The following is a 23,434-nucleotide window of genomic DNA, read 5'->3' as shown; positions in this document are numbered from 1 at the left end:
TCATTAAAGAGAGTGAATCATGAATAAGACCATTACGTTACTTAGTGCATTATTACTACCATTAAATCTTGCTCACGCAGCCGACTCATCAGAGCCTTCTTACCTGCTAAATGCCTCAGAAGTGAGAAGCTCACAACAAAAGCAAACATACACCTACGTACGATGCTGGTATCGAACTAGTTATTCACATGATGACCCAGAAACGGACTGGGAGTGGGCAGAAAATCCAGATGGCAGTTATTTCACTATCGAAGGCTATTGGTGGAACGCACTCTCGTTTAAAAACATGTTCTATACCAATACATCACAAAGCGTGATCAAGCAGCGCTGTGAACAAACACTCGATCTTGCGAACGAAAATGCGGACATTACCTACTTCGCTGCCGATAACCGTTGGTCATACAACCACTCGATTTGGAGTAATGATCCTGTGATGCAGCCAGATCAAATCAACAAGGTCGTGGCATTGGGTGACAGCTTGTCGGATACCGGGAACATCTTTAACGCATCACAATGGCGATTCCCGAATCCAAACAGCTGGTTCTTAGGGCATTTCTCTAACGGGTTTGTATGGACAGAATACATTGCTCAAGCGAAGAACTTACCGCTATACAACTGGGCGGTGGGTGGCGCTGCTGGCGAAAATCAATACATCGCGCTAACAGGCGTTGGAGAGCAAGTCTCTTCTTACCTTGCTTATATGCAGCTGGCGAAAAACTACAACCCTGCCAATACCCTGTTCACTCTTGAGTTTGGTTTGAATGACTTCATGAACTACAACCGCAGTGTTCCAGAAGTAAAAGCAGATTATTCGGAGGCCTTGATAAAACTGAGTGATGCTGGCGCAAGAAACTTCTTACTCATGACGCTACCTGACGCGACCTATGCACCTCAGTTCAAATATTCTAGCCAAGAAGAAATCGACACAATCCGTGCAAAAATCCTTGAGATGAACGAATTTATCAAAGCGCAAGCAGCTTACTACACAGCACAGGGGCTCAACATTACGTTGCACGACACCCATGCACTCTTTGCTAGCTTGACAGCTAACCCTGAACAACATGGCTTCAGTAACGCAACGGAAGCATGCCAAGACCTCAATCGCTCGTCTGCTGCTGATTACTTGTACAAACATTCGCTGCGTTCTGAATGTGCGTCCGTTGGGTCAGATAAATTTGTATTCTGGGATGTTACCCACCCGACCACAGCAACACATCGCTACGTGGCTGAGGATATGCTAGAAACCACTGACCAACTTTCGAATCATCCATTCTAAGCGGTCTATTAGAACCTCTCAACATTTGAGAGGTTCTATCAATAGCAGTTAGAGACAGACCCAAGCAAAAACGTTCGGCTTGGGTTTATCTTTTTTATCGAGGGTTTACCATCACTTATTGTCAGTCTTGCTATGATGATTTGGTAAACCTATGAGGAGCTACAAATGAATCTAAAACGCTGTGTGTTCTTACCGTTAATGGCTGCAACGCTATTTGGTTGTGCTCAACATCAGTCTGATGACTCCGTGAACATAATGACAATTAACATTGCTCCAGAGCTCGTAGACTGTGTCGGTGTGGCTCCGATGAAATGCATGGTAGTAGATGGTAACTACTTCTATGATCAAACAGACGGTTTCGAGTTTGAACCCGGCTATGAGTACACCTTACAAATAAAGCGCATCCAGCAGTTCACTCCTGAAAATGTGCCTGCCGACGCTAGCCTATATCGATATGAACTCATTGAAGTACTAGAGAAGCGATAACACTACGATTCATCGCCTATTGAAAGGAAACTCCTATGTTTGGAAATTGGAAACGAAACCGCCAAATTCGAGAAGTCGCAAAAGATATCACGCCGAAATTAGCGCTCAAGTATGGTGAGAAAGCAGATTACTCGAAGGAAGAGATCGATTGGGCGCTGAAAGAAAACGGGAAAACAGACAATACCTTTACCCTAATCGCATACGGCATGTTGATTAACCAAACTGCTTATGTGCCGATGGGTCTAAGCCAAGAGCTAGGTGAACATACTGACTTCCAATCAGAAGTCTCACTTGCTTTGTTTGACCAAGCGACAGATCTTGTAAGCGTCAGTGCTTTACTGACTTACGCGGAGATTCAAGACAGCCACAAACAGCAGCCCGCTACCGATTCGGATGATTTCGATGCTGATGGCGGAGACTTTGGAGGAGACGGCGGTGGAGATGGTGGCGGTGAATAGCATCACGCTAGCATCTGTGGCAATAAAAAGCGGCGTTGAGTCATCTCAATATTAAACACGAAAAGGCTCATCACGAGCCTTTTAGCTTATCACCTTGAGTAACTTAGAAGCTTCGTTTTGCTTACACCAAGCCTTTCAATTTCGCTAAACCATAAGCAGCGATAGTGACGCAGTCTTTGATTTCACCATCTATCATCATTTTCTCGAACGCTTCAACTGAGAACGAGCGTGTGATCAAGTCTTCTTCTTCACTATCTAGCTGATTGCCTACCTCAGACAACTCACTCGCGAAATAGACATGGCAAGTCTGGTTTAAGAACCCATAAGCGATGAACTGCGCACCAACGTACTCCATCTTATTGGCTTGCATACCCGTCTCTTCTTGAAGCTCACCTTTTGCTAGCTCAAGATGATCCGCATCTGGATTTGATTCCCACGCGCCTTGCGGGATTTCCCAACAACGTTGCCCTACGGTGTAACGAAACTGCTGTACTAAGTGAATCACGCCGTTATCGATAGCCAGAATCGCTGCACAGTCTGGCTTGTCGACCACACCGTAAATGCCTTCGGCTCCGCTAGGACGTTGGATCTTATCTTCACGTACCGTCATCCACTTGTTTTGATACACCACTTTGCTGTCGAGCTGCTTGATGTCTGCCATGAGAGTCCTTACTGCTTGATTCTTAGAAATTAGTTATTGGATTAGAAGCCATTCTAACGCTGTTTGCGTGTCAGTTTGTAGACGGTTTTCAAATTCAACGCGCTTATTGGTATTCAATATATCGCATCAAAACAATCATTCATCGCAATGATTACGATGGCGCGAAATGGCAAGTTTTCAGTTCGAGGAACTCATATAGTTAACCCATCGACGCAAGGCATGGCTTTGCAAACTTGTTCATTATTGATTGAGGGTTCTTATGAGCGCATCGGATAAAGTCTACGGTTTCAACACTCCACAACGTCTGTTTGTTGGTTATACCTTGGCGGTATTGGTAGACCTTACGGTACTGAACTTCTATGACGAATATTGGGATTTTGTAACCATTGATTCATTTACGATTTCTTTCGCCGCAGCGTTACTGCTTCAGTTGCTCTTGAAGCTGTCTATCAAAGCGGAACACAAAATCGCAGAGTACTTTAAATCGAAGCCGGGTACGGCACCTAAGATTTACCGTGGTATCTCGACTTACGTTATCTTGGTCGGTTCGAAGTTCATCATGCTAGAAGCCATTAACATTCTGTTCGGTGACAAGGTTGACTTTAGTGGTCCTTGGAACGGTGTCGTCGCCTTCTTTGCGGTGGTGTTTACCATCCTGATTTCAGAAGTCATCGTCGGTAAGATTTACTTCAAACTTGGTGAGAAAGAACAACAAGCACAACGTGAATTGGCTGAAAATAACGCTAGCTAATAAGCAAGGTCGATGAATGCAAAACAACATCGATAAAAACAAAAAAGCGCTGAGAAATCAGCGCTTTTTAGTTTGTTTGTTCACTTAAGCTTAAGCGACGAGGATGCTCTTAAGCTCGTTTAACGATTCCACCGTGTAGCTTGGTGCAATACGCTCATCCACACTCGCACCTGTGGTGTTCAACCAACACGTTTCAATGCCAAAGTTGTTGCCACCCAAGATATCAGAGTGCAGATTGTCGCCCACCATCAACACGCGCGTCTTACATGGGTTGCCCATTTGCGTCATCGCGTACTCAAAGATGCCTAAATCTGGCTTAGCAATACCAACTTGCTCAGAAATCACCACGTGCTCGAAGTAATCGCTCATACCTGTGCGATATAGGCGAATCGCTTGCAGCTCGGTAAAACCATTAGTGATGATGCCCATTTTGGCTTTACCTTGTAGCGCTTCCATCAGTTCTTTTGCGCCAGGCAACAAAGTGCAGATGTCTGCCATCGCTTCTAGGAACGCACTGTTGAGATCCGCCGTTGTGGTGTTGAGCTTTTCTGCCCACTCCGTAAAGCGTTTATGCTTGAGCTCATCTGCTGTCACTTTACCATCTTGGTAATCCACCCAAAGTGGCTTGTTCACCGTTTGGTAATGGGCAAAATCTTGCTCGGTAAAATCTACGCCTTTGCGAGAAAACATCAGCTGTAAACCTTTGAAGGCATCAAAGTGAAACAAGGTTTCGTCAGCGTCAAACAAGATCCAATCGTATTTCATTTTCTTCTTTCCAATATCCAGGTCGTTTTCTGCCGCATAGTCTAATTGTTTTCTTCTTTAAGATAATCTCTATAATTGGAAAATGATTGTAGCGTTTTGCTCAACAATATAACTAATAATAGATACCCCAATAACCTAGGAGCACACCGTGAATGCCATTGCATCACTGCCAGTATTTGTCGCTGTCGTCGAATGCGGCAGCTTTTCCCTTGCTGCCAAGCAGTTGAACCTCACCAAATCGGCGATCAGCAAACGCATTAATCAACTCGAAGATGACCTCGGTATTCGCTTGCTTAATCGCACCACAAGAAAGCTCAGCTTAACCGAAGCTGGACGTCGATACTTCGAGTACGCTTCACAAGCAGTCAACCTTGCTCAACAAGGTGTCGATGCCGTTTCTGAGTTGCAAGGCTCACCGCAAGGTAGGCTCAAAATCACAGCCCCGATGTCTTTCGGTGTTTTGCACGTTGCGCCACTTATCAGCGAATTTCTCGCACGTTACCCGAAAATTGAGGTCGATTTACAGCTAGAAGACGCCATAGTGGATTTGGTTGAACAAGGCTTTGATTTGGGGATTCGCATTGGCGAACTTGCGACTTCTAACCTTGTCGCTAAGCGCCTTGCTCCGTGTAAAAGCGTACTGTGCGCCTCTCCAGAATATTTAGAAGAATTTGGCGTACCAACCAAACCAAGCGATTTGGTGACGCACAACTGTTTGCGTTATTCGTATTTCCGAGGCGGCGTCGAGTGGATGTTTATCAACAGCGGTAGCGAGTATAAAGTGCTACCCAAAGGCAACTTTGTGGTCAACAACAGCGAAGCGATTCGCCAGTTGCTTTTGAGAGGTTCTGGTATCGCTCAATTGCCGACTTTTATTGCAGGGAAAGACTTTGCTGCTGGCAACTTAAAACCACTGATGGAAGAGTTCGCATTACCAGAGCATGCCATCTATGCCGTATTCCCCGAACGCAAACACATGCCATTGAAAGTGCGAGTGTTCATTGACTTCATCAGCGAAAAACTCGGCACTGATACACCGTACTGGGATCGCTACTGACAGGTTCTGACACTCCATCACGTTAACCTTATTTCGAACTTAACCAACCCACAGAAATAAGGAAAAAACATGGAAACTGTGATTGAAACTGTACAATTTCGTCTGACCAATGGCGCAACAGAACAAGACTTTATCGCTGCGGCAGAACAGTAACAAAACTTCGTGAAACAACAGCCAGGTTTTTTATACCGCTCATTGAGTCACGAGGCTGCAAGTAATACGTGGACTGATATCATTTACTGGCGGTCACAGGCAGACGCAACGAATGCAAGCAAACTGTTTACTCAATGCGAAGATTGTAAACCGCTAATGAACCTGATTGAGCCCGAAAGTGTTGAGATGAAACATCACAGCGTGAAGATGTGCAGCGAATTAGAAGACTGACCGAGATAGGAACACCATGAGCAAATCAGAGCGACTGTTTGAACTACTGACTTTGTTACGTGCTAAACGTTATGCGGTGACAGCAAAAGAGCTGGCAGACACCATGCAAGTCAGCGAGCGCACTATTTATCGTGATATTCAGTCGTTGCTGAACTCTGGAGTTCCCATTCAAGGAGAAGCTGGAGTCGGTTATATGCTACAAGCCGGCTCTCATTTACCGCCATTAATGTTCAGCGAAAAAGAGATGATGGCACTAGAGCTCGGTATGCGTATGGTACGCGCTTGGTCTGATGCCGAGCTCGCCGATGCCTCGCGATCCGCTTCTGCTAAAATCCTTTCCGTATTGCCCGACAAACTCAAACAACAAGTGGAAGACTGCCCACTGATTGTACCTGAGTATCACATCCAGTCAGAAAGCGCGAAACGCGGACAATTGCTGCGTCATGCCATCGATAACAACTTTAAGATCAGCTTGGATTATGAGGACGAGAGCGGGCAAGTGACCGAACGTAAAATCCAACCGTTAGGCCAGTTCTTTTGGGGCAAGGTTTGGACACTCGTCGCATGGTGCGAACTACGCCAAGATTATCGCCAATTCCGCCTAGATCGAATCCAAGCGATGCGAATGCATGATGAAGAATTCTTTGTAGAAGAAACCAAATCTCTCAAGCACTATATTGCACAGTATAAGCCGAGGGATTGAATCTCATGCATTGTACAAAAATGCCTCTGAATGGGGATGTAGTGCAAATCTAAACGCCTTATTAAAGAAAAACCATTTATTATCTGACACTTAGAGTCCGTGCATATTGCTACACTACGCACATGAACATTTAGTTAATCTAATGTTTCATTTTTAACAGGTGCGCAACCATCATAGGAGCGCTAACTTAAGTAGCACGTCAACCACACCGGAGTGTGAAGCTATGAAAGTACTGATTCAATACACCCAAGCGGGTAAATATCGTGATCAAGCGTGGGAATCTCTGGCTCTTAAGGCAAAAGGCGAGATGCAAGCCGTGACGCCTTCTTATGCCGCGCAACTTATCGAACAAAACAAAGCAACGCTTGTAATGACGGAAGACGAGCAAGTCATCTTCCATTCTTAAGTAACAGGCAGCGATAAAAAATGAGCTCAATACTCGAGCTCATTTTTGTTTGATTGGTAGTTGGCTATCACGATCAATCTTGAATGATCTTGTTGCCGCAGTTTTCGCAGATTAGATGACGAGAGAACTCATCCATAGACGCAAGGAAAGCACCAAACACTGTGCTTTTTAGAAAGCCAGAAATGAATTCCTTCTTACTGCGATTCTTATCTCCCTCAAAAGCACTTTTCTTTCTGACCAACACCACAACATGATGCGTTTCCACACCACACGAAGGACACATAACAACTTCCGTCTTATTTGACATATCAGCTCCTGAACTCGCTCTGGTGAATTCATTCTTGTTAAAACGTCATAACTTTCGATATAAGCACATGAAATTTATAAATTAATGAAATTGATATGTAAATAAGCGCTTATTGGTTATGAGAATAAGCGCCGTGGGTATGTGTGATTACTCGTCCTCGTTTAGGCGACGAATCAATTTGGCAGGCGTACCGCCATATAGACAATCTGGTGGAACATCTCTGTTTACCACTGAGTTAGCAGCAATGACTGAGCGAGCACCAATAGTTACCCCTTGGTTGATGACCGAATTGCCACCGATCCAGACGCTATCTTCAACTGTGATTGGCTTACAAAAGGTTTCCCACTTGAGTCGGCTACGGTAATCCAGAGAGTGCGAAGCGGTATAGAATTGAACACTAGGGCCGATAAGAACGTGGTTACCAATGGTGATTTTAGCGCCATCCAACATCACGACATTCATATTGATGAAGGTCTCTTCGCCGATTTCAATCGTCTTACCAAATTCACAATGCAGCGGAGCTTGGATGATGCTTCGCCCAACTTTACCAAATAGATTCTTTTGAAACGCATCGCGTTGAGATTCATCGGTATTGTTATTAAACGCCATCAACGCATGAGTAGCACTAGAACGCATTGCTTCGATTTCTTTATCGGTACCATCAAATATTTGGCCCGACATCATTTTCTCTAATTCGGTCACTGGATCATTCCTACAACTTTTGACCAAGCTAGATTAGCGTAAAAGAGGAATAAAAAAAGAGAAAAGCACGGGCTTTTCTCTTTCCTATTTTGTCGTTGTGTCACGTCGGAGTTATACGATTTCCCAGCTGTGAGTCATCTCAACACCTTCACCTAGCATTAGGCACACTGAGCAGTATTTTTCCAATGAGTCCGCCGCCACTTTAGCTACGATTTCTGGGTCTAGTGCTTCACCAGAAACTTCAAAGTGAATGTTCACCTGAGTAAAGATGCGTGGCGCGGTTTCACGACGTTCCGTGGTTAGCTTCGCGTTAACAGAAGCCACTTTCTGGCCTGCCGTTTTCAGACCATCAACAACGTCTACAGAACTACAACCACCTGCGGCCATAAGAACCATTTCCATCGGACTTGGCGCTGTTGCACCGCCATTACCATCCATCACGACTGAGTGACCAGATTGAGACTGACCCAGGAATTTAAAGTCTTCGACCCATTTTACTTCTGCTTGCATGGTTTCCCTCATTAATGCTTCTGCCTCACCGATAATTGTCTTCCGATGAGCGTGTATTTTATGCCGTTACTGTAGCCCCCTTGAAAAAAAGGGCAAAGAAATTTTCATCTTCACTGTAATTTTTTCGCTCTTCAGTCTGTCCTGTTACGTAAGATTCATTGAGAAAATGACGTTTGAGGAAGTTATGAAGAAAGTATCTAAGCTATTGGTGGGATTCTCATTCACACTCCCTGTACTGTTCATCTTACTAAGTAAAACAGGTACCGCCGATACCATGGATAAGATGAACGCATCTGGTAAAACCGACATCGCAACACTTGCAGGTGGCTGCTTCTGGTGTACCGAGTCCGATTTAGAACAATTGCCCGGCGTGTTAGATGTTGTCTCTGGTTACTCAGGCGGTGATTTAGAAAACCCAACTTATCGACAAGTCTCTTCTGGCAAATCTGGCCATATTGAAGTGATTGAGGTGAAGTACGATCCTGCTGTCGTAAACTACGAACAAGTGTTGGACTACTTCTTCCGCCATATCGACCCGACTGACGACAAAGGCTCATTCGTCGACCGTGGTCCCCAATACCGCCCGGCGATCTTCTATCATAATGCGGAGCAAAAGCAGATTGCTGAGCAGTTTATGATGGAAATCGACAAGGCGATGATCTATCCAAAACCGTTGAAAACAGAACTGATCGAGTTTGAAAAGTTCTACCCTGCGGAGTCGTACCATCAGGATTACTACAAGAAGAGTAGCCTGAAGTACAAATACTACCGCTACGCATCAGGTCGCGATAAATACCTCGACGAAGTGTTTGGTGAAGATCGTAAAGACAACCCAAAAACACTGCGTGAACTTATCAACGAAAAAGAGTTGGTGACGAAAGTAAAGGTATACGAGAAACCTTCAGACAAAGAAATCAAAGCTAAATTGACTGAGCTTCAATACTACGTGACACAAGAAGAAGGTACGGAGCGCCCTTTTAACAACAAGTATTGGGACAACAAAGAAGCAGGCATTTACGTTGATATCGTCACCGGCGAGCCTTTGTTTTCATCAACCGATAAGTACAAATCCGGCACAGGGTGGCCAAGTTTTACCAGACCAATTAACCCCGGCTACATCGTAGAGAAAACCGACTTTAAACTGGTTTATCCGCGCACAGAGATCCGCAGTAAGTTTGGTGATTCGCATATTGGCCATGTATTTAAAGATGGTCCAAAGCCGACGGGATTACGTTACTGCATGAACTCAGCCGCAATGGAGTTTGTACCAGTGAACAAGATGGCGAGTTTAGGCTATGGCGATTATCTCTACCTATTTGATAAGTAGCTAGACCTCTGTGTTAACCAAATTAGGAGTGAACATTCAGCGCGATGAAAGGTTTTAAATCCAACCTTCCCATGAAAGTCTGTCCGGTCTGTCAGCGCCCATTTTCTTGGAGAAAGAAGTGGGCGCGAAATTGGGAGGAAATCGTTTATTGTTCTGAGCGTTGCCGAAGAAATAGATCAACGAAAACGTAGGGCACTCCGACCCTCTCTGCACATCGTGCTGCTTTGCTTTTGTAATAACGCTTTTACCAAGGCAATAACGTTCCATTATAAGCCCAAAACGCCCCGCTATCTTGCGGGGTTGCTTTTTCTATCAAGCCGAATAGATCCTTTGCGACTCGCTCTGGTGTGAACAATTTTCCCTCTGGCACATTGGTTTGAAAAGGTGCCGACAAAGCGGTGTCTGTGGTTCCTGGATGAAGCGATAGCACCGTACCGTGCTTGACCATTCTTTGCCATTCGATCGACATAGTTTTGAGGAACATGTTTAATGCGGCTTTCGATGCACGATAGCTGTACCAACCACCCAACTGATTGTCGCTAATACTGCCAACTTTGGCCGAAATGGTCGCAAACTTAGGTGCAGTACTGCGTTTTAGCTTGGGTGTGAAGTATTTCGCCAACAGTAAACTTGGCAAAGTATTAACCATGATGGTTTGCTGAAAAAAGTCTGCGTCGAGCGAATTAAGATTCTTCTCAGGGCCTTTCTCTTGGGTGTGCAACATACCAACGCAGTTCACCAACCAATCGACGTGTTCAATCTGCTCACTAAACGCTTTTACCTCCCCTTCTTGCGATACATCCACTTGATGCCAAACGACATTTGGGTGTTGCCAATCTGGTTGCAGCTTACGATAAGTGGCATGCACGCGAGCTTGAGGGAACCGAGCTGCGGCTTCTTGCACCATCGCCAAACCAATTCCACCGTTACCACCGATGATGAGTATTTCCATCACAAGTTCTCCACGTTTTCTATGTAATGCTCTGCGGTATCGAGTATCGCTTGGCGTTGTTGTTCTTCCATGTTGTCCCAAGAGCGGAAAATCATCCCGATTCTTGGATTGGTTGCGAGACGCTTGTCGTGCTTGTTCATAAAACGCCAATACAAGCTGTTAAACGGACACGAGCCTTCGCCACTGCGCGCTTTATTGTCGTAATAGCAGCCTTTGCAGTAGTCGCTCATCTTGTTGATGTAATAGCCACTCGCCGCGTAAGGCTTGGTACCAACAATACCGCCGTCCGCAAACAACGCCATGCCACGAGTGTTTGGCATTTCTACCCACTCAATTGCATCAACATAGATACCGAGATACCACTCATCCACTTGATCTGGGACGATCTCGGTTAACAAGCAAAAATTACCAGTGACCATCAAACGTTGGATGTGGTGTGCGTAGGCGTAATCGAGAGACTGACCAATCGCATTGCGCATACATGCCATTTTGGTTTCGCCATTCCAAAAGAAGTCTGGCAGCTTTCTTTCTGCGCCCAACTCGTTCTTTTTCGGGTAATGAGGCATGTTCGCCCAATAGACGCCACGAATGTACTCTCGCCAACCTAAGATTTGGCGAATGAACCCCTCAACCTGAGAAATGTCGATGTCCGCGTTGGAATGAAATGCCTTGAGTGATGCATCAATGACTTCTCTCGGGTGCAGCAATTTGCTGTTGAGCGAGAATGAAATTCGGCTGTGATACAAGCTCCACTTAGCATCATGCTGGCCTGTCATGGCGTCTTGAAAACGGCCGAATAGCGGCAGACAGACTTGGCAGAAATGCGCGAGTAAAGACAGGCTTTGCGCGCGATTAATCGGCCACAACAAGCCCCCTTCGAGATTTCCGATGGTTTTGATGTCATGTCGTGCCAGCCGCTTAATAATGCCACTGACGTCGGTACTGAACATCAAAGGTTGTGGCAGTTTTTCAATGTCTTGGGCCTTGAGCTTGTTACGGTTATTGGCATCGTAATTCCATTTCCCGCCAACTGGTTTGCCGTCTTGCATCAAGATGTCGAAGCGCTTGCGCATGCGGCGATAGAAGTGCTCCATCATGATGTGTTTGCCTTGAGGAAACTGCGATTCTATTTCCTCAAACGGCAACAAAAAATGTTCCGAATCGACACAACGTGTCACGACCCCATCAAGCTTTAGTTTGGCTAACTGCTCTAGTAAACGGTATTCATCGGGGCGTTGATATTCAAACTTACTTGCACCAACTTCGCTCACGTAGTGTTGTAAGACTTGCTCAAGATCGTCGAAGGATTGTGTGTCATCCAATGTGAGGTGCAAAACTTGGTGGCCCTCACTCTGACGTTCTTTCACAAACTGTTCCATTGCAGAAAAGAACGCACACACTTTCTGAATATGATGCGTGACGTAAGTATTCTCTTGCTTGAGTTCCGCAATCAGGTAAAGCACTTGCTCATCCGGTTGCTGAAACCAAGAGTGCTCACTGTTAAGTTGATCGCCCAAGATCAATCGTACGGTTTCAAATTGCATTACGGTTTCTCCGATGACGAAGCTTTGTCACTGCTGCCCATTACGATAGGCCAATCGACCATGTCTACACTATCCAAATGCGCGCCAGCACAACGACCTTGCCACCTATCGATGAACTCCATGTGCGGGTCGTACATTTCGGTTTGCTTTTCGAGGTTAAATTGTCGTGAACCACGCGGATCAGCACCGACGCCCGCTAGGTATTGCCAATTTCCCCAGTTCGATGCCACATCATAATCAACCAGTTGTGACTCAAAGTACGCCGCGCCATAACGCCAATCGAGGCCAAGTTCATGCACTAAACAACTGGCGACCAACTGTCTGCCGCGGTTGGACATGTAACCGGTTTCGTTAAGTTGGTGCATGCAAGCGTTCACAATGGGAAACGGGGTCTCTCCCTTTTTCCATTGCTGAAAACGATGTGCATAAAAGCTGGTGAGAGGTGCTTGATTTTGGATGCCACCGAATCGGAAAAGCTGTCGTTTGTGTCGACGGGCATACCAATAAAAGTACTCCCGCCATAAAAGCTCGAAGTAAATCCAGTAGGTCGACTCGTTTGCTCCCTTCAAACGTTCATAACGCTTGAGCATGGCATAAATAGTTTTTGGCGAAAGGCAGCCATGAGCTAGCCAAGGTGAAAACTTAGTCGAGTAATCCATACCATCCAAGCCATTGCGCGTCTGCTTATATTCGCTGGCCAATGTCGAGGAAAAATACCGACGAGCGTGCTCAAGCCCTGCTTGCTCGCCACCGGTAAACAGGCAAGGCTTAACGTCGCGAATCAGTCGTAAGGTTGGCAAGGCAAGTCCTAAGGGGGTTGGTGGTAAGGCCGTTACTGTGGCGAATGGTTCCGCCAGCGATACTTTCTCCGCCTTTTTACGAAACTTAGTAAAAGTGTCAGGCAAGTCTTCAAGGGCAAACGGCAGGTCTTCAACGGTAAATAGGCTGCGCACTTCCTGCTGACAAATCGTTAAATGCTCTGATTCTTGGCGGATATGATCAACCACGTCTTGCTCTTCTGAGCCAGGGAACGCATCACAATACAGATGTGTCACGCCAAGCTTCTCTACAGCATGTTTGATGGCTTGATAAGGATGTAAGTCAACAACCTGTAAGCGCTGAGCGAATGCATTCAAGGACAGATTGAGGCAGTGTAATGACTCATCTAAAAATTGCTGCTTGGCCGACCCAAACATCGATTCCTGTGCGAAGTGAGCTAAAAATTGAGACAGTTTCGGATAACAATAGACACATATTAATGCGTCGACTTCCTCGCTGGCTCGGGTGAGCAGCGGATTATCATGCATCCTCAAATCGTTGGTAAACCAGTACATTCCGATTGTTTTATTCAAAAGAAGCGTTCCATGTGTGTTTTTGCTTATACAAGTTCTTACGCACAATGCTGCTTCACGATCAGACAGTAAGTTGTTATGTTTACAAATTGTTCCGCAAAAGTCCTTGGTAAACAATTTGTTAAAATTAATTCTATAAATTATTTAGTCAAACTCTAATATTCATAGACGTATTTGATTTTTTGCTCATTTTTTTTAAGAAAACCAAGCAAAAATGACAAAAAATAAAGCGATATTGTTTTATATCCGTTACCCTTAACCTAATTCCATTTTGCTTGCCACATTGCAGAAATGACCGACGAATTTAAAAAATCAACCGCGAATCTAAAAAAAGCGGTACCACTAATGATCAAGAACCACGTAGCAGCGACACCAGCAAACTACGCCTTGTGGTACACCTACGTAGACAAAACCATCCCAGAGCTTAACCAAGAGTTAGATATGGTTCTGGAGAATTATGACGTCTGCCCACCAGCGATGCACAAGCAGCTCTACAACAGCTACGTCGCGAGTAAAGCCGAAACCAGTTTAGAAGAACTCAAAACCAACGTAGAAGTACTGTTGGGTGAAGTATCTAGCTCGATGAGTGACACTATTACGGATACCTCCTCCTTCTCTGATATGGTGGACAAAAGCTTTAACAAGCTCGAAAAGGTTGAAGATAATAGCCTGAGTATTGAAGAAGTGATGAATGTGGTTCGTCAGCTCGTCGCGGAATCTCGTGAAATTCGTCACTCGACTCAGTTTCTAAATAGCCAACTAACGACGGCTAGTGAAGAAATTTCTCGTCTAAAAAACCAATTGGCTGAAGTACAAAAAGACGCTCTTTTCGATGGTCTTTCCAATCTGTATAACCGCCGTGCTTTCGACAGTGACCTCCAAATGCTGATCGACAGCAATCAAGCAATGACCTTGGTTATGCTGGATATTGATCACTTCAAAGCATTTAACGACAATTACGGCCACTTGTTTGGCGATACCGTTATCAAAGCCATCGCACGTCGTCTGCAACAAAGCTGTCGTGATGGCATCAGCGCTTACCGCTTTGGTGGCGAAGAGTTTGCTTTGATCATACCGAATAAATCTTTGCGCATCGGTCGTCAATATGCCGATACGTTACGCCGAATGATCGAAAAGCTGCGTGTCCGTGACAAACGTTCGGGCAGCCAAGTGCAAAGTATTACCGCTTCTTTTGGTGTCGCAGAGTATGAAGTTGGCGATACGTTGGAAAGCTTGGTTAATAAGGCTGATAAACAGTTGTATGAAGCAAAACAACTGGGCCGAAACCGAGTAATGCCGCTGTAGAGCTTGCTCGCCAGCTCATACCGCCCCTGTTAAAAGACAAAACCCCAAGCATGTACTTGGGGTTTTGTCTTTCTTGGGCTGGATCGTTATTAATGGTGCTTTCTAAACCATTTAATCAATGCTGTAGCAGTAGCTAAGGAAGTAGTCGTCGCCGTTTTTCGCGGTGTACTCTTTGTCTTCACTACACGCCATCGGTTTTCCTTTCTTATCACCTTTAATTAGGCTGATCCAATGACGCATTGCGGTCGGTGCATTACCAATTAGCTCAGGGCTGAAGGTAGTACGTGTTTCCAGTTGAATGTCATCAATGTCCATCAACTCCACACAACCCGTGCCTTTATGACAGCCAAACATCACTTCTACGTGGCTGCCTGACTCATCTTTAAATAGGATCGATTTCGGATCTTCTTTCTCACCAGTGTACGCTACAAAATGTTTTGGGCTTTTCAGACCGCTGTGTGTACCGTCTTTGAAGTAGGCCATTACATGACGGTAATCAATCACATAACTTGACACGTCTTGGTGTGAGCCATTCTCCAGTGGGAACATACGGTCCAGTAGTTGCTTCGCCTTAACTTGCTTCTCGCTTTGCTGCTCAGCACTTACCGCCTCGACGGCAAATACGGCTTCAGCGATAAATGGGCGTTCTTGTTGTTGGATGTCTTTTTTATCGAAATTCAGCATATTCATCGTCGTTTCCTCGCACTTAAACACTCTTCCTAGAGTAAAAACTTAAAACCCTTGTTTAAGTTTCAGGCAATTCTGTGAAGTGGATGGTTAATTTCCTTGCCTGCTCATTATGTAGACTAGCGAATTATTGACTACAATTTCACAACAAAAATTTTACAATGTGAATTTTACAAAATGTCTGTGTCAAAAAGTCTTATCCGCCAATCTCATTTTCTCGGGACGAAAATTCGTAACCTGAGGAAGAACAACCATTTAACGATGGAAGATTTGTCTGCACGTTGCGTTAGGGTCAATCCTGAGTACGCGCCGTCGGTTTCTTACCTATCGATGATCGAGCGTGGAAAACGCGTTCCAAGTATCGATATGTTGGAAGTGATCGCCGAAGTTTTCCAAAAAGAGCCTGCATGGTTTTTAGATGATGAGCCAGAGCTGGAAGCGATCACACCGAATAAAGGTAATCGTGGTGGCATCAATGGTATGGCCCTTGAACCGAGTTTCTTGTTCTCCAATGACATCCTGCAAATCGCGATACCAGAAATGCTCTCCCAAACTGGTATCACTGGGCGTCAGTTTGCTCATCTGTTGATACGGGCCCACCAAGAGAACCATCAAAACCACTTCCCAGATCTAGAGCGAGCCGCTGAAGAAGTCGGACTAAAGCGCCTGAACTTGTCAGTGGAAGATCTGATCGACATTGCTAAAAGCATGGGGTTGGACATTCGTTGGGTAGACCGAGCGCCACAGGATGTGATTGATGAGCTTGGCGTAAGTGCGAAGCAGCTGATCACCTCTTTTATGGAGGCGCCAGGGACGATTTACCTCAACAAGCGCATGCGCGACTACCCAACACGCCTGAAATACGACTTAGCCGTATACATTGGCCATCGTGTACTGCACAGCAGCGACGGCATGAGTAATGTATTGTCGATTGGGCATCAGAACAACTGGGAGCAAAGCGGCTCGCAAGTATCGAACTCTGAGCTTAACTCACAAGACATTTTACAAGCGTGGCGTGATTTTGAATCAAGCTTCTTTGCTGGAGCCCTGCTGTGTCCAAAAGTACCGTTTCGCCAATTGCTCGACCGCTCTGGTTATGAAATCGATGTACACAAAAAAGCGGGCGTCTCCCCTTCTGTTGCGATGCGCCGAATGACGGTCGTATCACCTTATCCGCATTGGCATTACTTTGATGCCTATGGCCCGGGTAAACTCAAAGCCGTATATCGTGGTAATGGTATCCCGCTTCCTTGGGGGAATATGCGCAAGGTCAACGACCCATGTCAGCACTGGGCAGTGTTCCGTCGCTTATCACAACCTCTGGACACCAGTTCAGCACAAATTTCGATTCTTAATGTCGGTAACGAGCCACGTATCTATTGCTGTGAGTCAGTCAATGTCTTCGACCCAGCGGGCAACAACCGCGTTCTATGCGCAGGTATTGACCTCAACCCTGCTATCTCAGCTCAGGGCGGGGATGCGATTGCCATTGCAGAAGAGCTGAAATCGCTGTGTGTCTCTTCAGGGGGAAGTACTGTCATACCTCAGCACATCAAGAAAGATCTCACCACGATAGCCAAGATTCTCAACATCAACTGGATAGAAAGGGGAATTCAGACCCAAGCAAGATTGATTTGTTCACGAGGAGCCGTGTGTCCAAGACAACCAAGTTGTTATAACAAGTGCGGTGAATCAGCGGATTCAGGTGACGAGCCGCAAATTATCGAGCTCTAGAAAGAAAAAACGCCAATCACAATAAAGGTGATTGGCGGTATATACTTGTGAACAATGTGTATTCACTAACAACGTCAGTTGGCTAGGTGACCCTCGGCTTAATAAGGGTCAATCTGTATAAAGCACGATGCGTGCCAACTTTTAAAAACGCCTTTTTTCTTCGATCCTGATGCATATTGGTGCTTTATTGAGCACACATTTTGCAAATCGCATTTGCAAAATGCAAACCAATGCAAATATGCCACCATGCGCATTGCTACTAATCCCTTTGTCAGCAAAATGGCGTTTTAATAAGAAAGAAATTCAAAATTAAAAAGCCCCGCAGTGTGCGGGGCTCTAGATTCATGGTTTTACTGATTATCCACCGTAGTGTTTTTGCTGATACATGCGTTCATCGGCGATTTTCATCATCTGTTGAGGTGATGTCATTTCAGGATCAAACATCGCATACCCAATGCTAGTTCTAAGATAAATCAAGTCTTGTTCATAAATGACTGGATTCGAGCACAGGGCAAAACGAAGCTTTTTCACTAGAGCATGAATGCTGTCTTCCGTTTTCGGATTGTGGACAATCACGAGAAATTCATCTCCTCCCATGCGAGCCACAATATCCGAACGTCGTAAACTGCTTCTGATCCGCTCAGCACAGGCGATCAGCACTTTATCGCCTGCATCATGACCATAGGTATCGTTAATATGCTTAAAGCGATCAAGATCGATGTTCACAAGCGCAAAGCTGTAGCGCTTTTTATAGCGTTTCGCGATCTGAAATTGATGCTTGTAAGATTGCATAAAGTAACGACGATTGGGCAATTGGGTAAGTTCATCATGCAGTGCTCGGTTATCGGCCACAATATACAATCGGTAAATCACAATCAGGGCAATACTTAATCCAAGAACAATCGGATAGCCGACTAATCTCGTTAGCTGCAATGTGTACCATGGTAATTGCTGGTCTAAATCCGCACCGGAATACACCGCCAAGCTCCAGCCTCCGTAGGGAAAATGCACTTGCTCTTTGGCATAAACCTTCCCACTAGGCTTCGGCTCACCGAAAAATATATCGCCAAGCTCGCCACTGCTGTCATAACCACGAATGGTCATCGGGTAATGAGAAGAGAAGTCCATCACCCCGGTTTCTCGGAGCAAACCATTAAAGTCGATCACAGCACTGATCACACCCCAGTAATCCTTGTTTATTGGGGGATCACGAAATACAGGCACACGAACAATCAATCCTCGCCCACCTTGAACGAGCTCGACTGGACCTGCGATGAATATCTCTTGAATGTCTTTGGCTTTTTGGATTTGAACCCACTGCGCTGGCACCGTTCGGTAATCCAGCCCAATAACACGCTCGTTCCCTCGACGTGGATAGATATGGCTTACCACATCATTTTCCGCGATGCCGATTACCGTAATATGATTGCTTTTATTGATGATACGATTCGCAGCCATGTTTAACTTGCGGTTTTCATGGTTCGGTAGCAATGTAATAAGAGTCGCAAGCGTGCTAGCTTTGTATATGTCAGCCATCAGGTCCGCTTCTAAATTGGAGCGGAGCATAGAAAGTTGTTCTTTGGCCTCAACTTGAAGTCGCTCTCGGTGAAGGTTGAGCTGGTTGTGGTGCAACAACTCAATGACTCCAACGCATAGGGCAAAAAAAGTGAGGAAGAACAATGCAAAGTAGCCTTGCTTCTTCGATGAGTACTGCATCTGTTCCTCACTAACTCTCGGCGTTCCAAGAGTTTTCTTTAATTATTGTTAAAATACTTATTTACCTTAAGGATAACCAATAGCTATCTTAAAGGTAATAAATATCTAAAAATCTTATCTATCAAAAAGGCAAAGTGAGATGCAAGTACAAGGCGATTTATTCAAAAGCTCATTTTGGCAAGAAGTAGCACAAGGGAAGATCTACTATGATCCTCACTTTCTCGGTCACTTGGATGCTGATCGCTGCTTTTCGCAGCTTCGCGCAACCTTACCTTGGCAACAAGAAAGCATCATGATGTTTGGACGATCGGTATTACAGCCTCGACTACAAGCGTGGCATGGTGACGCCGCTTACACTTATTCAGGACTAACCATGACTCCTCACTCTTGGACACCGGAACTGATTGAACTGAAAACACGCAGTGAAGCCATTGCTGAGGTGAAATTTAACTCTGTCTTAGCGAATCTCTATCGTCATGGCCAAGACTCTATGGGATGGCATCAAGACAATGAGCCTGAGCTAGGAAGAAACCCTGTAATCGCTTCTATCAACTTGGGGGAAACTCGCCGATTTGTTCTAAGGAATTTACATTGTAAAACCCAATTAGAATATGAGCTTAGCCATGGTTCTCTGCTCATTATGGCCGGAGAGTTACAACATCACTGGAAGCATGCCGTTCCTAAAACGGCAAAACCAAAAGGCGAGCGTATTAATCTGACTTTCCGCCATATCGTAACCAACTATTGACTGAGTCATTACATATCAAAAATGCATTAATGCTAGGCTTGAATCTTGGCTCTCAATCGGAATGTGTTTATGCGTATCAGACCTCTCAGCTTAGCCGTGTTGCTCTCCTGTTCACTGGCTTTTCAGGCGCAAGCCTCTCAAGAGGCACCGGTTTTAACCTATTCACAGTCCGCACAGTTGATCAAAGATACGTACGAATCGCAGCTATATACCTTGCCTGCGTTTCGAGAGGGGCATTTCGGCCTTCGTATGTATCGCCAAACGTTAAATGACAAGTATCTACCCGCCGTATGGACAGACATGGCACAAGTCGCGAACCGTCTCAATCATTTTGCCAATGAAGTCACTGCACCCGAGCAAATTTTTCTCTACTCAGAAGCACGTTTAGCGACTTACCACGATAAAGAAGACGAGCGAAGCCAACGTCGCTACACCGTTACCAAGCACCAACCAGAATACCTCTACTTAGGCATCGATCTGATTGGAGCAATGGCAAGAGCTGACGAGTACGGCTTAAAACACAAACAAGACAAAACGCTAAGGGGTGTCTTACGTCGATACGATTTCGCACGCTACGCCACTGATCCAGAGATGATAGAAGCTTGGGCGGCGCAATTGGCGAACCAGGTCTACTGGCTACGTCAGCTCGGCGAACAAGATGTGGTCAATGCATTTACCGATGCATTTCGCACGACCTACCCAGACAACCAAGATAAAAAACTGTCACCGCAGCAATACAGTAATAAGATCTACGGTATGACTCACATTATTTTGGGTGATTCGCAGTATTACCAAAAACAGGTGAATGAAGCTGACCATCAGTGGATTTATGACTACTTCCGCGACAATATCGACACCATCATTTTGCGTTCCAAAGAGGATGTGATTGCCGAGGTCGGGATTTCATTTCTCCTTGCGGGGCTGGATAATGACCCAGTCGTCGAAAAAACTCGTCAAGCAATCCAAAGTGCTATTAATACGCAGCAAGGGATGATCCCTTCCGTGGAAGGGGACTACGACTTGAAATATGGTGAACACCGCAATGTGTTGGCCATCATGCTGCTGGATTGGCAAGGTGTACACCAAGCCCCAACAATACAAAACCAGCCTCACGCATTTGAGTCTCTGCCTTGTGGGTTAGTGTCAAAGCACTGATATCAACGCAGGTTACAGGATCGAGTGGGCAGGCTTAAAAGCTTTACTTTTCAACATTTGCTCGTATCGAACCAATCGAAAATCTTGGAACCCCTGCATAACACTTTTGATCATCGGATTCTCAAAAAACTGACGACTGGTGCCTGTATAGAAAGTAATGCTGTGACTAGAGCAACACCTTTCTAAGAAGCAATCTTCCATAAACTGATTCAAGCTATGATCTCGGATCGGAAAATAAACCATAAGACCTTTGCTGATCCCAGCAATGTGATTCAATATTTGAGTTCGAATCGACTTGGTAAGAAAGACCACACTCACCAAATAAATTGAGTTGTTTTTCTGCTCATAGACCACGTGCCCTACCAACATTTTTCTATAGTAAAAACAATAGATTTTGGGCTGATGAAGCTCAAGCTCATTAAGAGTATCGATGATATCTCCCCCGTTCATTCTCAGATGAGAATCGATCACTAAAGCCCTATCCTCCTCTTCCAACTTATCAAAAGGCACGTGACCGGTATGAGTGATTTCATAGTCGTATACCGTGCTTAAATTTTGAAAATTGACCGGATGTTGCAGGGCTTTCTTAACGATCTTTAACTCCTGAGAATCATAGTGGTAAGGCTGCTGAAAGAAATGTGCGATACCAAGACGCCTTAGTAGCGTTGGCTCGATTTTTTGCCTTTCCCACTGGCTCAATGTTGCTTGATTCAAGCTCGAGAATACACGATGCGAAGAAGAAAGCAGCTCCGCTAAACTGTCTTGTGAATATTTATATTTTTTCCTGAAATGCTTCAATGCATCGGCAAATTGAAGTCGGTCGAACTGCATTTTTTCTCCTGGCCAAGCGCCAATAATTGCGAAAAATATGTGTAGTTATAATTAGAATAGACACCAAATTGTGATTGTGTGAGTCAATAACACTTCAACTCAAGATACCTGCATTACACGACGTTATCTGTAATGCCTTCGGGGTAATTTTCATGCAGTGGGGTGGCTTCTTCCTCAAAACCAACGCGGCTGCCCTTTGGAATGACAATTAAGCCACCGTCAGTCATCTCAAAGCGCGCTTTGTCTCTTTTTGGTTTCTCACCAATCACTGTGCCTGGGGCGATCTCAACATCTTCTTCAATGATGGTTCGCGTAATCCGGCTATTTGCTCCAATTTTACAGCGCCCCATTAATATGGATTCATGCACAATGCTGTTTCTGCCTAACTCACACTCCTCACCAATCACGGAGCGAATCGCGCATGCTCCTTCTATCTGACAACCTGAGGCAATGTAACTGTCTTTAATGCGAACTTTGATTTCTTCGATGTTGCAATATTCTATTGGTCTTTTAGATTCAACCCTTTGACTCAACAGTGCATCAGTACCACTCTTACCCACAACACTCTGTTCCACCAGCATCATCATCTGCAGTCGCCAGTAATCATCAAGATTATTAACGTTATGCCAGTACGTAGGTGCTTGTTTTTCGTCAATCTCGCCAAGGTCAAACAATGCCGTTTTCACTCTACGAGCAAGCAAAGAGACGATGTCCTTGGTCAAGTCATGCTTACCATCAAGCTTCTTGGCATTATTAAACAGACCTTTGACCAACACGGGCCGCTGAAAGAGGTAATTTTCCGTTAGCACCATTGCAAAGCCCGGTTTATTCGGAATTTCTGTAGGAGTTTGCGGTTGGTGTTGAATACTAATGACTTGGCGCTGCTCATCGAGCTCAACCACATGATATTGAGAGGCTTGCTCTACAGGGACTTGAGCTACGACTAACGTAAGTTCGGCTCGTTGGATTTGATGATACTGAAGTAAAGAAGTGATGTAATGACGATGGATTTGCTCGCCACCAACCAATAAAACGTGCTCATCAGTGGGTCGATTAAAGGCATCCAAATGCTGCAACAAAACATCTGTCCAATTTTGTCGTAAAACCGGTAATTGCTTAGCCTGAGAATAAATTGGCTCAAGCACTTCGATTCTTGATTTGTAGTCTCCCCATGCATGCTTTAGATGATCCATTAAAGACGAGCAGTGGAACCGACTCAATATGAGATTACGTTTTATCCCTGCTTGAATGAGGTTGGTTAGCGAAAAATCAATTAAACGATGAGAACCTATGAAAGGTATGATGGATTTACAGCAGGTTTGAGTGAGTGGAACTAGCCCATTCCAACCTCTATCGGTTAATACCACCGATACGATTTTTGACGTCACGTACAACTTCCTTATTCTATTAATAATTTAGAAAGTAAATGCAAACCGTACGCAAGTACTATTCAATTGAGGTGTCAATTTACTCAATAATGAATATTATCGGGCAATGACCTACCCAATATTTAACTCACCTCTCATTCGGTAGCTTAATAAAATAAAACCCGCCGAAGTGGCTAACTCCTATCACTTAACGTGTTTGGAGCGAACTGGATAGCGAGTCTTACTCATA

Annotated in this window: 25 protein-coding genes and 1 pseudogene; 14 read left to right on the top strand and 12 right to left on the bottom strand. The window is 45.0% G+C overall.

Going from position 1 to position 23,434, the window contains the following annotated elements:
• Window positions 1–19: 19 nt before the first annotated feature.
• The 3 genes from GXP65_RS04975 to GXP65_RS04965 all read left to right on the top strand — a co-directional run bounded on the left by GXP65_RS04975 (window position 20) and on the right by GXP65_RS04965 (window position 2,220).
• Window positions 20–1,276: an SGNH/GDSL hydrolase family protein gene (locus tag GXP65_RS04975; RefSeq protein ID WP_162092196.1), complete on the top strand. Its 1,257-nt coding sequence runs from the start codon at window positions 20–22 to the stop codon at window positions 1,274–1,276.
• 165 nt (window positions 1,277–1,441) lie between these two features.
• Window positions 1,442–1,762 (top strand): DUF4377 domain-containing protein, encoded by a 321-nt coding sequence (locus GXP65_RS04970; RefSeq protein ID WP_162092195.1) that lies wholly within the window; start codon window positions 1,442–1,444, stop codon window positions 1,760–1,762.
• Window positions 1,763–1,797: 35 nt separating this feature from the next.
• Entirely contained in the window at window positions 1,798–2,220 is a 423-nt protein-coding gene (locus GXP65_RS04965) for a DUF6559 family protein (protein WP_162092194.1), read from the top strand.
• Between the two features lie 121 nt (window positions 2,221–2,341).
• On the opposite strand, the gene GXP65_RS04960 is transcribed toward GXP65_RS04965, so the two are convergent.
• Window positions 2,342–2,881 carry an NUDIX hydrolase gene (locus tag GXP65_RS04960; protein WP_162092193.1) on the bottom strand — a complete coding sequence of 180 codons (540 nt, stop codon included), beginning with the start codon at window positions 2,879–2,881 and terminating at the stop codon, window positions 2,342–2,344.
• A gap of 259 nt (window positions 2,882–3,140) precedes the next feature.
• Here GXP65_RS04960 and GXP65_RS04955 point away from each other — a divergent pair, with 259 nt between their 5' ends.
• A complete protein-coding gene (locus GXP65_RS04955) occupies window positions 3,141–3,632 on the top strand; it encodes a hypothetical protein (RefSeq protein WP_005432506.1) in 492 nt (163 codons plus the stop codon).
• 90 nt (window positions 3,633–3,722) lie between these two features.
• Here the strand turns inward: GXP65_RS04955 and yjjG are convergent, their stop codons facing one another.
• Complete coding sequence (gene yjjG / locus GXP65_RS04950) at window positions 3,723–4,397, bottom strand: pyrimidine 5'-nucleotidase (RefSeq protein WP_162092192.1); 675 nt, start codon at window positions 4,395–4,397, stop codon at window positions 3,723–3,725.
• 148 nt (window positions 4,398–4,545) lie between these two features.
• Between yjjG and GXP65_RS04945 the strand changes: the two genes are divergently transcribed.
• The 4 genes and pseudogenes from GXP65_RS04945 to GXP65_RS04935 all read left to right on the top strand — a co-directional run bounded on the left by GXP65_RS04945 (window position 4,546) and on the right by GXP65_RS04935 (window position 6,947).
• The gene (locus GXP65_RS04945) at window positions 4,546–5,454 is read left to right on the top strand and encodes a LysR family transcriptional regulator (RefSeq protein ID WP_162092191.1); all 909 of its coding nucleotides are present in this window, start codon (window positions 4,546–4,548) and stop codon (window positions 5,452–5,454) included.
• 69 nt (window positions 5,455–5,523) lie between these two features.
• A pseudogene (locus GXP65_RS25470) lies at window positions 5,524–5,838 on the top strand (antibiotic biosynthesis monooxygenase).
• A 16-nt stretch (window positions 5,839–5,854) separates the two neighbouring features.
• Complete coding sequence (locus GXP65_RS04940; RefSeq protein ID WP_162092190.1) at window positions 5,855–6,541, top strand: YafY family protein; 687 nt, start codon at window positions 5,855–5,857, stop codon at window positions 6,539–6,541.
• 223 nt (window positions 6,542–6,764) lie between these two features.
• On the top strand, window positions 6,765–6,947 hold the full coding sequence (locus tag GXP65_RS04935) for a hypothetical protein (protein WP_005432518.1): 183 nt from the start codon (window positions 6,765–6,767) through the stop codon (window positions 6,945–6,947).
• Window positions 6,948–7,020: 73 nt separating this feature from the next.
• Here GXP65_RS04935 and GXP65_RS04930 read toward each other — a convergent pair whose 3' ends face one another.
• From GXP65_RS04930 to GXP65_RS04920, 3 genes are all read right to left on the bottom strand, one after another.
• The gene (locus GXP65_RS04930; protein WP_039842780.1) at window positions 7,021–7,254 is read right to left on the bottom strand and encodes a hypothetical protein; all 234 of its coding nucleotides are present in this window, start codon (window positions 7,252–7,254) and stop codon (window positions 7,021–7,023) included.
• A gap of 147 nt (window positions 7,255–7,401) precedes the next feature.
• Window positions 7,402–7,956, bottom strand: coding sequence for a sugar O-acetyltransferase (locus tag GXP65_RS04925; RefSeq protein WP_162092189.1), 555 nt, complete (start codon window positions 7,954–7,956; stop codon window positions 7,402–7,404).
• Between the two features lie 111 nt (window positions 7,957–8,067).
• A complete protein-coding gene (locus GXP65_RS04920) occupies window positions 8,068–8,466 on the bottom strand; it encodes an OsmC family protein (protein ID WP_005530136.1) in 399 nt (132 codons plus the stop codon).
• 184 nt (window positions 8,467–8,650) lie between these two features.
• Here GXP65_RS04920 and msrB point away from each other — a divergent pair, with 184 nt between their 5' ends.
• Both msrB and GXP65_RS04910 read left to right on the top strand, forming a co-directional pair.
• Window positions 8,651–9,793: a peptide-methionine (R)-S-oxide reductase MsrB gene (msrB, locus tag GXP65_RS04915; RefSeq protein ID WP_027726693.1), complete on the top strand. Its 1,143-nt coding sequence runs from the start codon at window positions 8,651–8,653 to the stop codon at window positions 9,791–9,793.
• Window positions 9,794–9,837: 44 nt separating this feature from the next.
• Complete coding sequence (locus tag GXP65_RS04910) at window positions 9,838–9,984, top strand: DUF2256 domain-containing protein (RefSeq protein ID WP_010450720.1); 147 nt, start codon at window positions 9,838–9,840, stop codon at window positions 9,982–9,984.
• Between the two features lie 53 nt (window positions 9,985–10,037).
• Here the strand turns inward: GXP65_RS04910 and GXP65_RS04905 are convergent, their stop codons facing one another.
• The 3 genes from GXP65_RS04905 to GXP65_RS04895 are packed head-to-tail and all read right to left on the bottom strand — an operon-like array spanning window position 10,038 to window position 13,641.
• Complete coding sequence (locus GXP65_RS04905; protein ID WP_162092286.1) at window positions 10,038–10,745, bottom strand: SDR family oxidoreductase; 708 nt, start codon at window positions 10,743–10,745, stop codon at window positions 10,038–10,040.
• Window positions 10,745–12,289: a cryptochrome/photolyase family protein gene (locus GXP65_RS04900; RefSeq protein WP_162092188.1), complete on the bottom strand. Its 1,545-nt coding sequence runs from the start codon at window positions 12,287–12,289 to the stop codon at window positions 10,745–10,747. Before GXP65_RS04900 ends, GXP65_RS04905 begins: the two co-directional genes overlap by 1 nt.
• The gene (locus GXP65_RS04895; RefSeq protein ID WP_162092187.1) at window positions 12,289–13,641 is read right to left on the bottom strand and encodes a DASH family cryptochrome; all 1,353 of its coding nucleotides are present in this window, start codon (window positions 13,639–13,641) and stop codon (window positions 12,289–12,291) included. The genes GXP65_RS04900 and GXP65_RS04895 overlap by 1 nt, the downstream gene beginning before the upstream one ends.
• 291 nt (window positions 13,642–13,932) lie before the next feature.
• On the opposite strand from GXP65_RS04895, the gene GXP65_RS04890 reads away from it, so the two are divergent.
• Window positions 13,933–14,946 carry a GGDEF domain-containing protein gene (locus GXP65_RS04890; RefSeq protein ID WP_012130090.1) on the top strand — a complete coding sequence of 338 codons (1,014 nt, stop codon included), beginning with the start codon at window positions 13,933–13,935 and terminating at the stop codon, window positions 14,944–14,946.
• A gap of 111 nt (window positions 14,947–15,057) precedes the next feature.
• On the opposite strand, the gene GXP65_RS04885 is transcribed toward GXP65_RS04890, so the two are convergent.
• A complete protein-coding gene (locus tag GXP65_RS04885; protein ID WP_005432536.1) occupies window positions 15,058–15,636 on the bottom strand; it encodes a malate synthase in 579 nt (192 codons plus the stop codon).
• A gap of 174 nt (window positions 15,637–15,810) precedes the next feature.
• Between GXP65_RS04885 and GXP65_RS04880 the strand changes: the two genes are divergently transcribed.
• On the top strand, window positions 15,811–17,367 hold the full coding sequence (locus GXP65_RS04880; RefSeq protein ID WP_162092186.1) for a DUF3612 domain-containing protein: 1,557 nt from the start codon (window positions 15,811–15,813) through the stop codon (window positions 17,365–17,367).
• A gap of 357 nt (window positions 17,368–17,724) precedes the next feature.
• On the opposite strand, the gene GXP65_RS04875 is transcribed toward GXP65_RS04880, so the two are convergent.
• Window positions 17,725–19,083: a diguanylate cyclase gene (locus GXP65_RS04875; protein ID WP_162092185.1), complete on the bottom strand. Its 1,359-nt coding sequence runs from the start codon at window positions 19,081–19,083 to the stop codon at window positions 17,725–17,727.
• A gap of 139 nt (window positions 19,084–19,222) precedes the next feature.
• Here GXP65_RS04875 and GXP65_RS04870 point away from each other — a divergent pair, with 139 nt between their 5' ends.
• Both GXP65_RS04870 and GXP65_RS04865 read left to right on the top strand, forming a co-directional pair.
• Window positions 19,223–19,831 carry an alpha-ketoglutarate-dependent dioxygenase AlkB gene (locus GXP65_RS04870; protein ID WP_162092184.1) on the top strand — a complete coding sequence of 203 codons (609 nt, stop codon included), beginning with the start codon at window positions 19,223–19,225 and terminating at the stop codon, window positions 19,829–19,831.
• Between the two features lie 69 nt (window positions 19,832–19,900).
• Window positions 19,901–20,986, top strand: a complete 1,086-nt coding sequence (locus GXP65_RS04865; protein WP_162092183.1) for a DUF3541 domain-containing protein — start codon at window positions 19,901–19,903, stop codon at window positions 20,984–20,986.
• 12 nt (window positions 20,987–20,998) lie between these two features.
• Here GXP65_RS04865 and GXP65_RS04860 read toward each other — a convergent pair whose 3' ends face one another.
• Together GXP65_RS04860 and GXP65_RS04855 are read right to left on the bottom strand one after the other, a co-directional pair.
• Window positions 20,999–21,817 (bottom strand): helix-turn-helix transcriptional regulator, encoded by an 819-nt coding sequence (locus GXP65_RS04860; RefSeq protein ID WP_038890612.1) that lies wholly within the window; start codon window positions 21,815–21,817, stop codon window positions 20,999–21,001.
• Between the two features lie 113 nt (window positions 21,818–21,930).
• Window positions 21,931–23,205, bottom strand: coding sequence for a sugar phosphate nucleotidyltransferase (locus GXP65_RS04855; protein ID WP_162092182.1), 1,275 nt, complete (start codon window positions 23,203–23,205; stop codon window positions 21,931–21,933).
• Window positions 23,206–23,434 lie beyond the last annotated feature (229 nt).

The sequence above is a fragment of the Vibrio sp. LB10LO1 genome (assembly GCF_010092875.1).
In the GTDB taxonomy this organism is placed as follows: domain Bacteria; phylum Pseudomonadota; class Gammaproteobacteria; order Enterobacterales; family Vibrionaceae; genus Vibrio; species Vibrio campbellii.
The sequence above is the reverse complement of the archived record's forward strand: the minus strand, read 5'-3'. Positions and strand labels throughout refer to the sequence as shown.

Bases quoted from the DNA above. Each gene is read 5' to 3' on its own strand.
- GXP65_RS04975 (WP_162092196.1), top strand. From the start codon at position 20: ATGAATAAGACCATTACGTTACTTAGTGCATTATTACTACCATTAAAT.
- GXP65_RS04970 (WP_162092195.1), top strand. From the start codon at position 1,442: ATGAATCTAAAACGCTGTGTGTTCTTACCGTTAATGGCTGCAACGCTA.
- GXP65_RS04965 (WP_162092194.1), top strand. From the start codon at position 1,798: ATGTTTGGAAATTGGAAACGAAACCGCCAAATTCGAGAAGTCGCAAAA.
- GXP65_RS04960 (WP_162092193.1), bottom strand. From the start codon at position 2,881: ATGGCAGACATCAAGCAGCTCGACAGCAAAGTGGTGTATCAAAACAAG.
- GXP65_RS04955 (WP_005432506.1), top strand. From the start codon at position 3,141: ATGAGCGCATCGGATAAAGTCTACGGTTTCAACACTCCACAACGTCTG.
- yjjG (WP_162092192.1), bottom strand. From the start codon at position 4,397: ATGAAATACGATTGGATCTTGTTTGACGCTGACGAAACCTTGTTTCAC.
- GXP65_RS04940 (WP_162092190.1), top strand. From the start codon at position 5,855: ATGAGCAAATCAGAGCGACTGTTTGAACTACTGACTTTGTTACGTGCT.
- GXP65_RS04935 (WP_005432518.1), top strand. From the start codon at position 6,765: ATGAAAGTACTGATTCAATACACCCAAGCGGGTAAATATCGTGATCAA.
- GXP65_RS04930 (WP_039842780.1), bottom strand. From the start codon at position 7,254: ATGTCAAATAAGACGGAAGTTGTTATGTGTCCTTCGTGTGGTGTGGAA.
- GXP65_RS04920 (WP_005530136.1), bottom strand. From the start codon at position 8,466: ATGCAAGCAGAAGTAAAATGGGTCGAAGACTTTAAATTCCTGGGTCAG.
- msrB (WP_027726693.1), top strand. From the start codon at position 8,651: ATGAAGAAAGTATCTAAGCTATTGGTGGGATTCTCATTCACACTCCCT.
- GXP65_RS04910 (WP_010450720.1), top strand. From the start codon at position 9,838: ATGAAAGGTTTTAAATCCAACCTTCCCATGAAAGTCTGTCCGGTCTGT.
- GXP65_RS04905 (WP_162092286.1), bottom strand. From the start codon at position 10,745: ATGGAAATACTCATCATCGGTGGTAACGGTGGAATTGGTTTGGCGATG.
- GXP65_RS04900 (WP_162092188.1), bottom strand. From the start codon at position 12,289: ATGCAATTTGAAACCGTACGATTGATCTTGGGCGATCAACTTAACAGT.
- GXP65_RS04890 (WP_012130090.1), top strand. From the start codon at position 13,933: ATGACCGACGAATTTAAAAAATCAACCGCGAATCTAAAAAAAGCGGTA.
- GXP65_RS04885 (WP_005432536.1), bottom strand. From the start codon at position 15,636: ATGAATATGCTGAATTTCGATAAAAAAGACATCCAACAACAAGAACGC.
- GXP65_RS04880 (WP_162092186.1), top strand. From the start codon at position 15,811: ATGTCTGTGTCAAAAAGTCTTATCCGCCAATCTCATTTTCTCGGGACG.
- GXP65_RS04875 (WP_162092185.1), bottom strand. From the start codon at position 19,083: ATGCAGTACTCATCGAAGAAGCAAGGCTACTTTGCATTGTTCTTCCTC.
- GXP65_RS04870 (WP_162092184.1), top strand. From the start codon at position 19,223: ATGCAAGTACAAGGCGATTTATTCAAAAGCTCATTTTGGCAAGAAGTA.
- GXP65_RS04865 (WP_162092183.1), top strand. From the start codon at position 19,901: ATGCGTATCAGACCTCTCAGCTTAGCCGTGTTGCTCTCCTGTTCACTG.
- GXP65_RS04860 (WP_038890612.1), bottom strand. From the start codon at position 21,817: ATGCAGTTCGACCGACTTCAATTTGCCGATGCATTGAAGCATTTCAGG.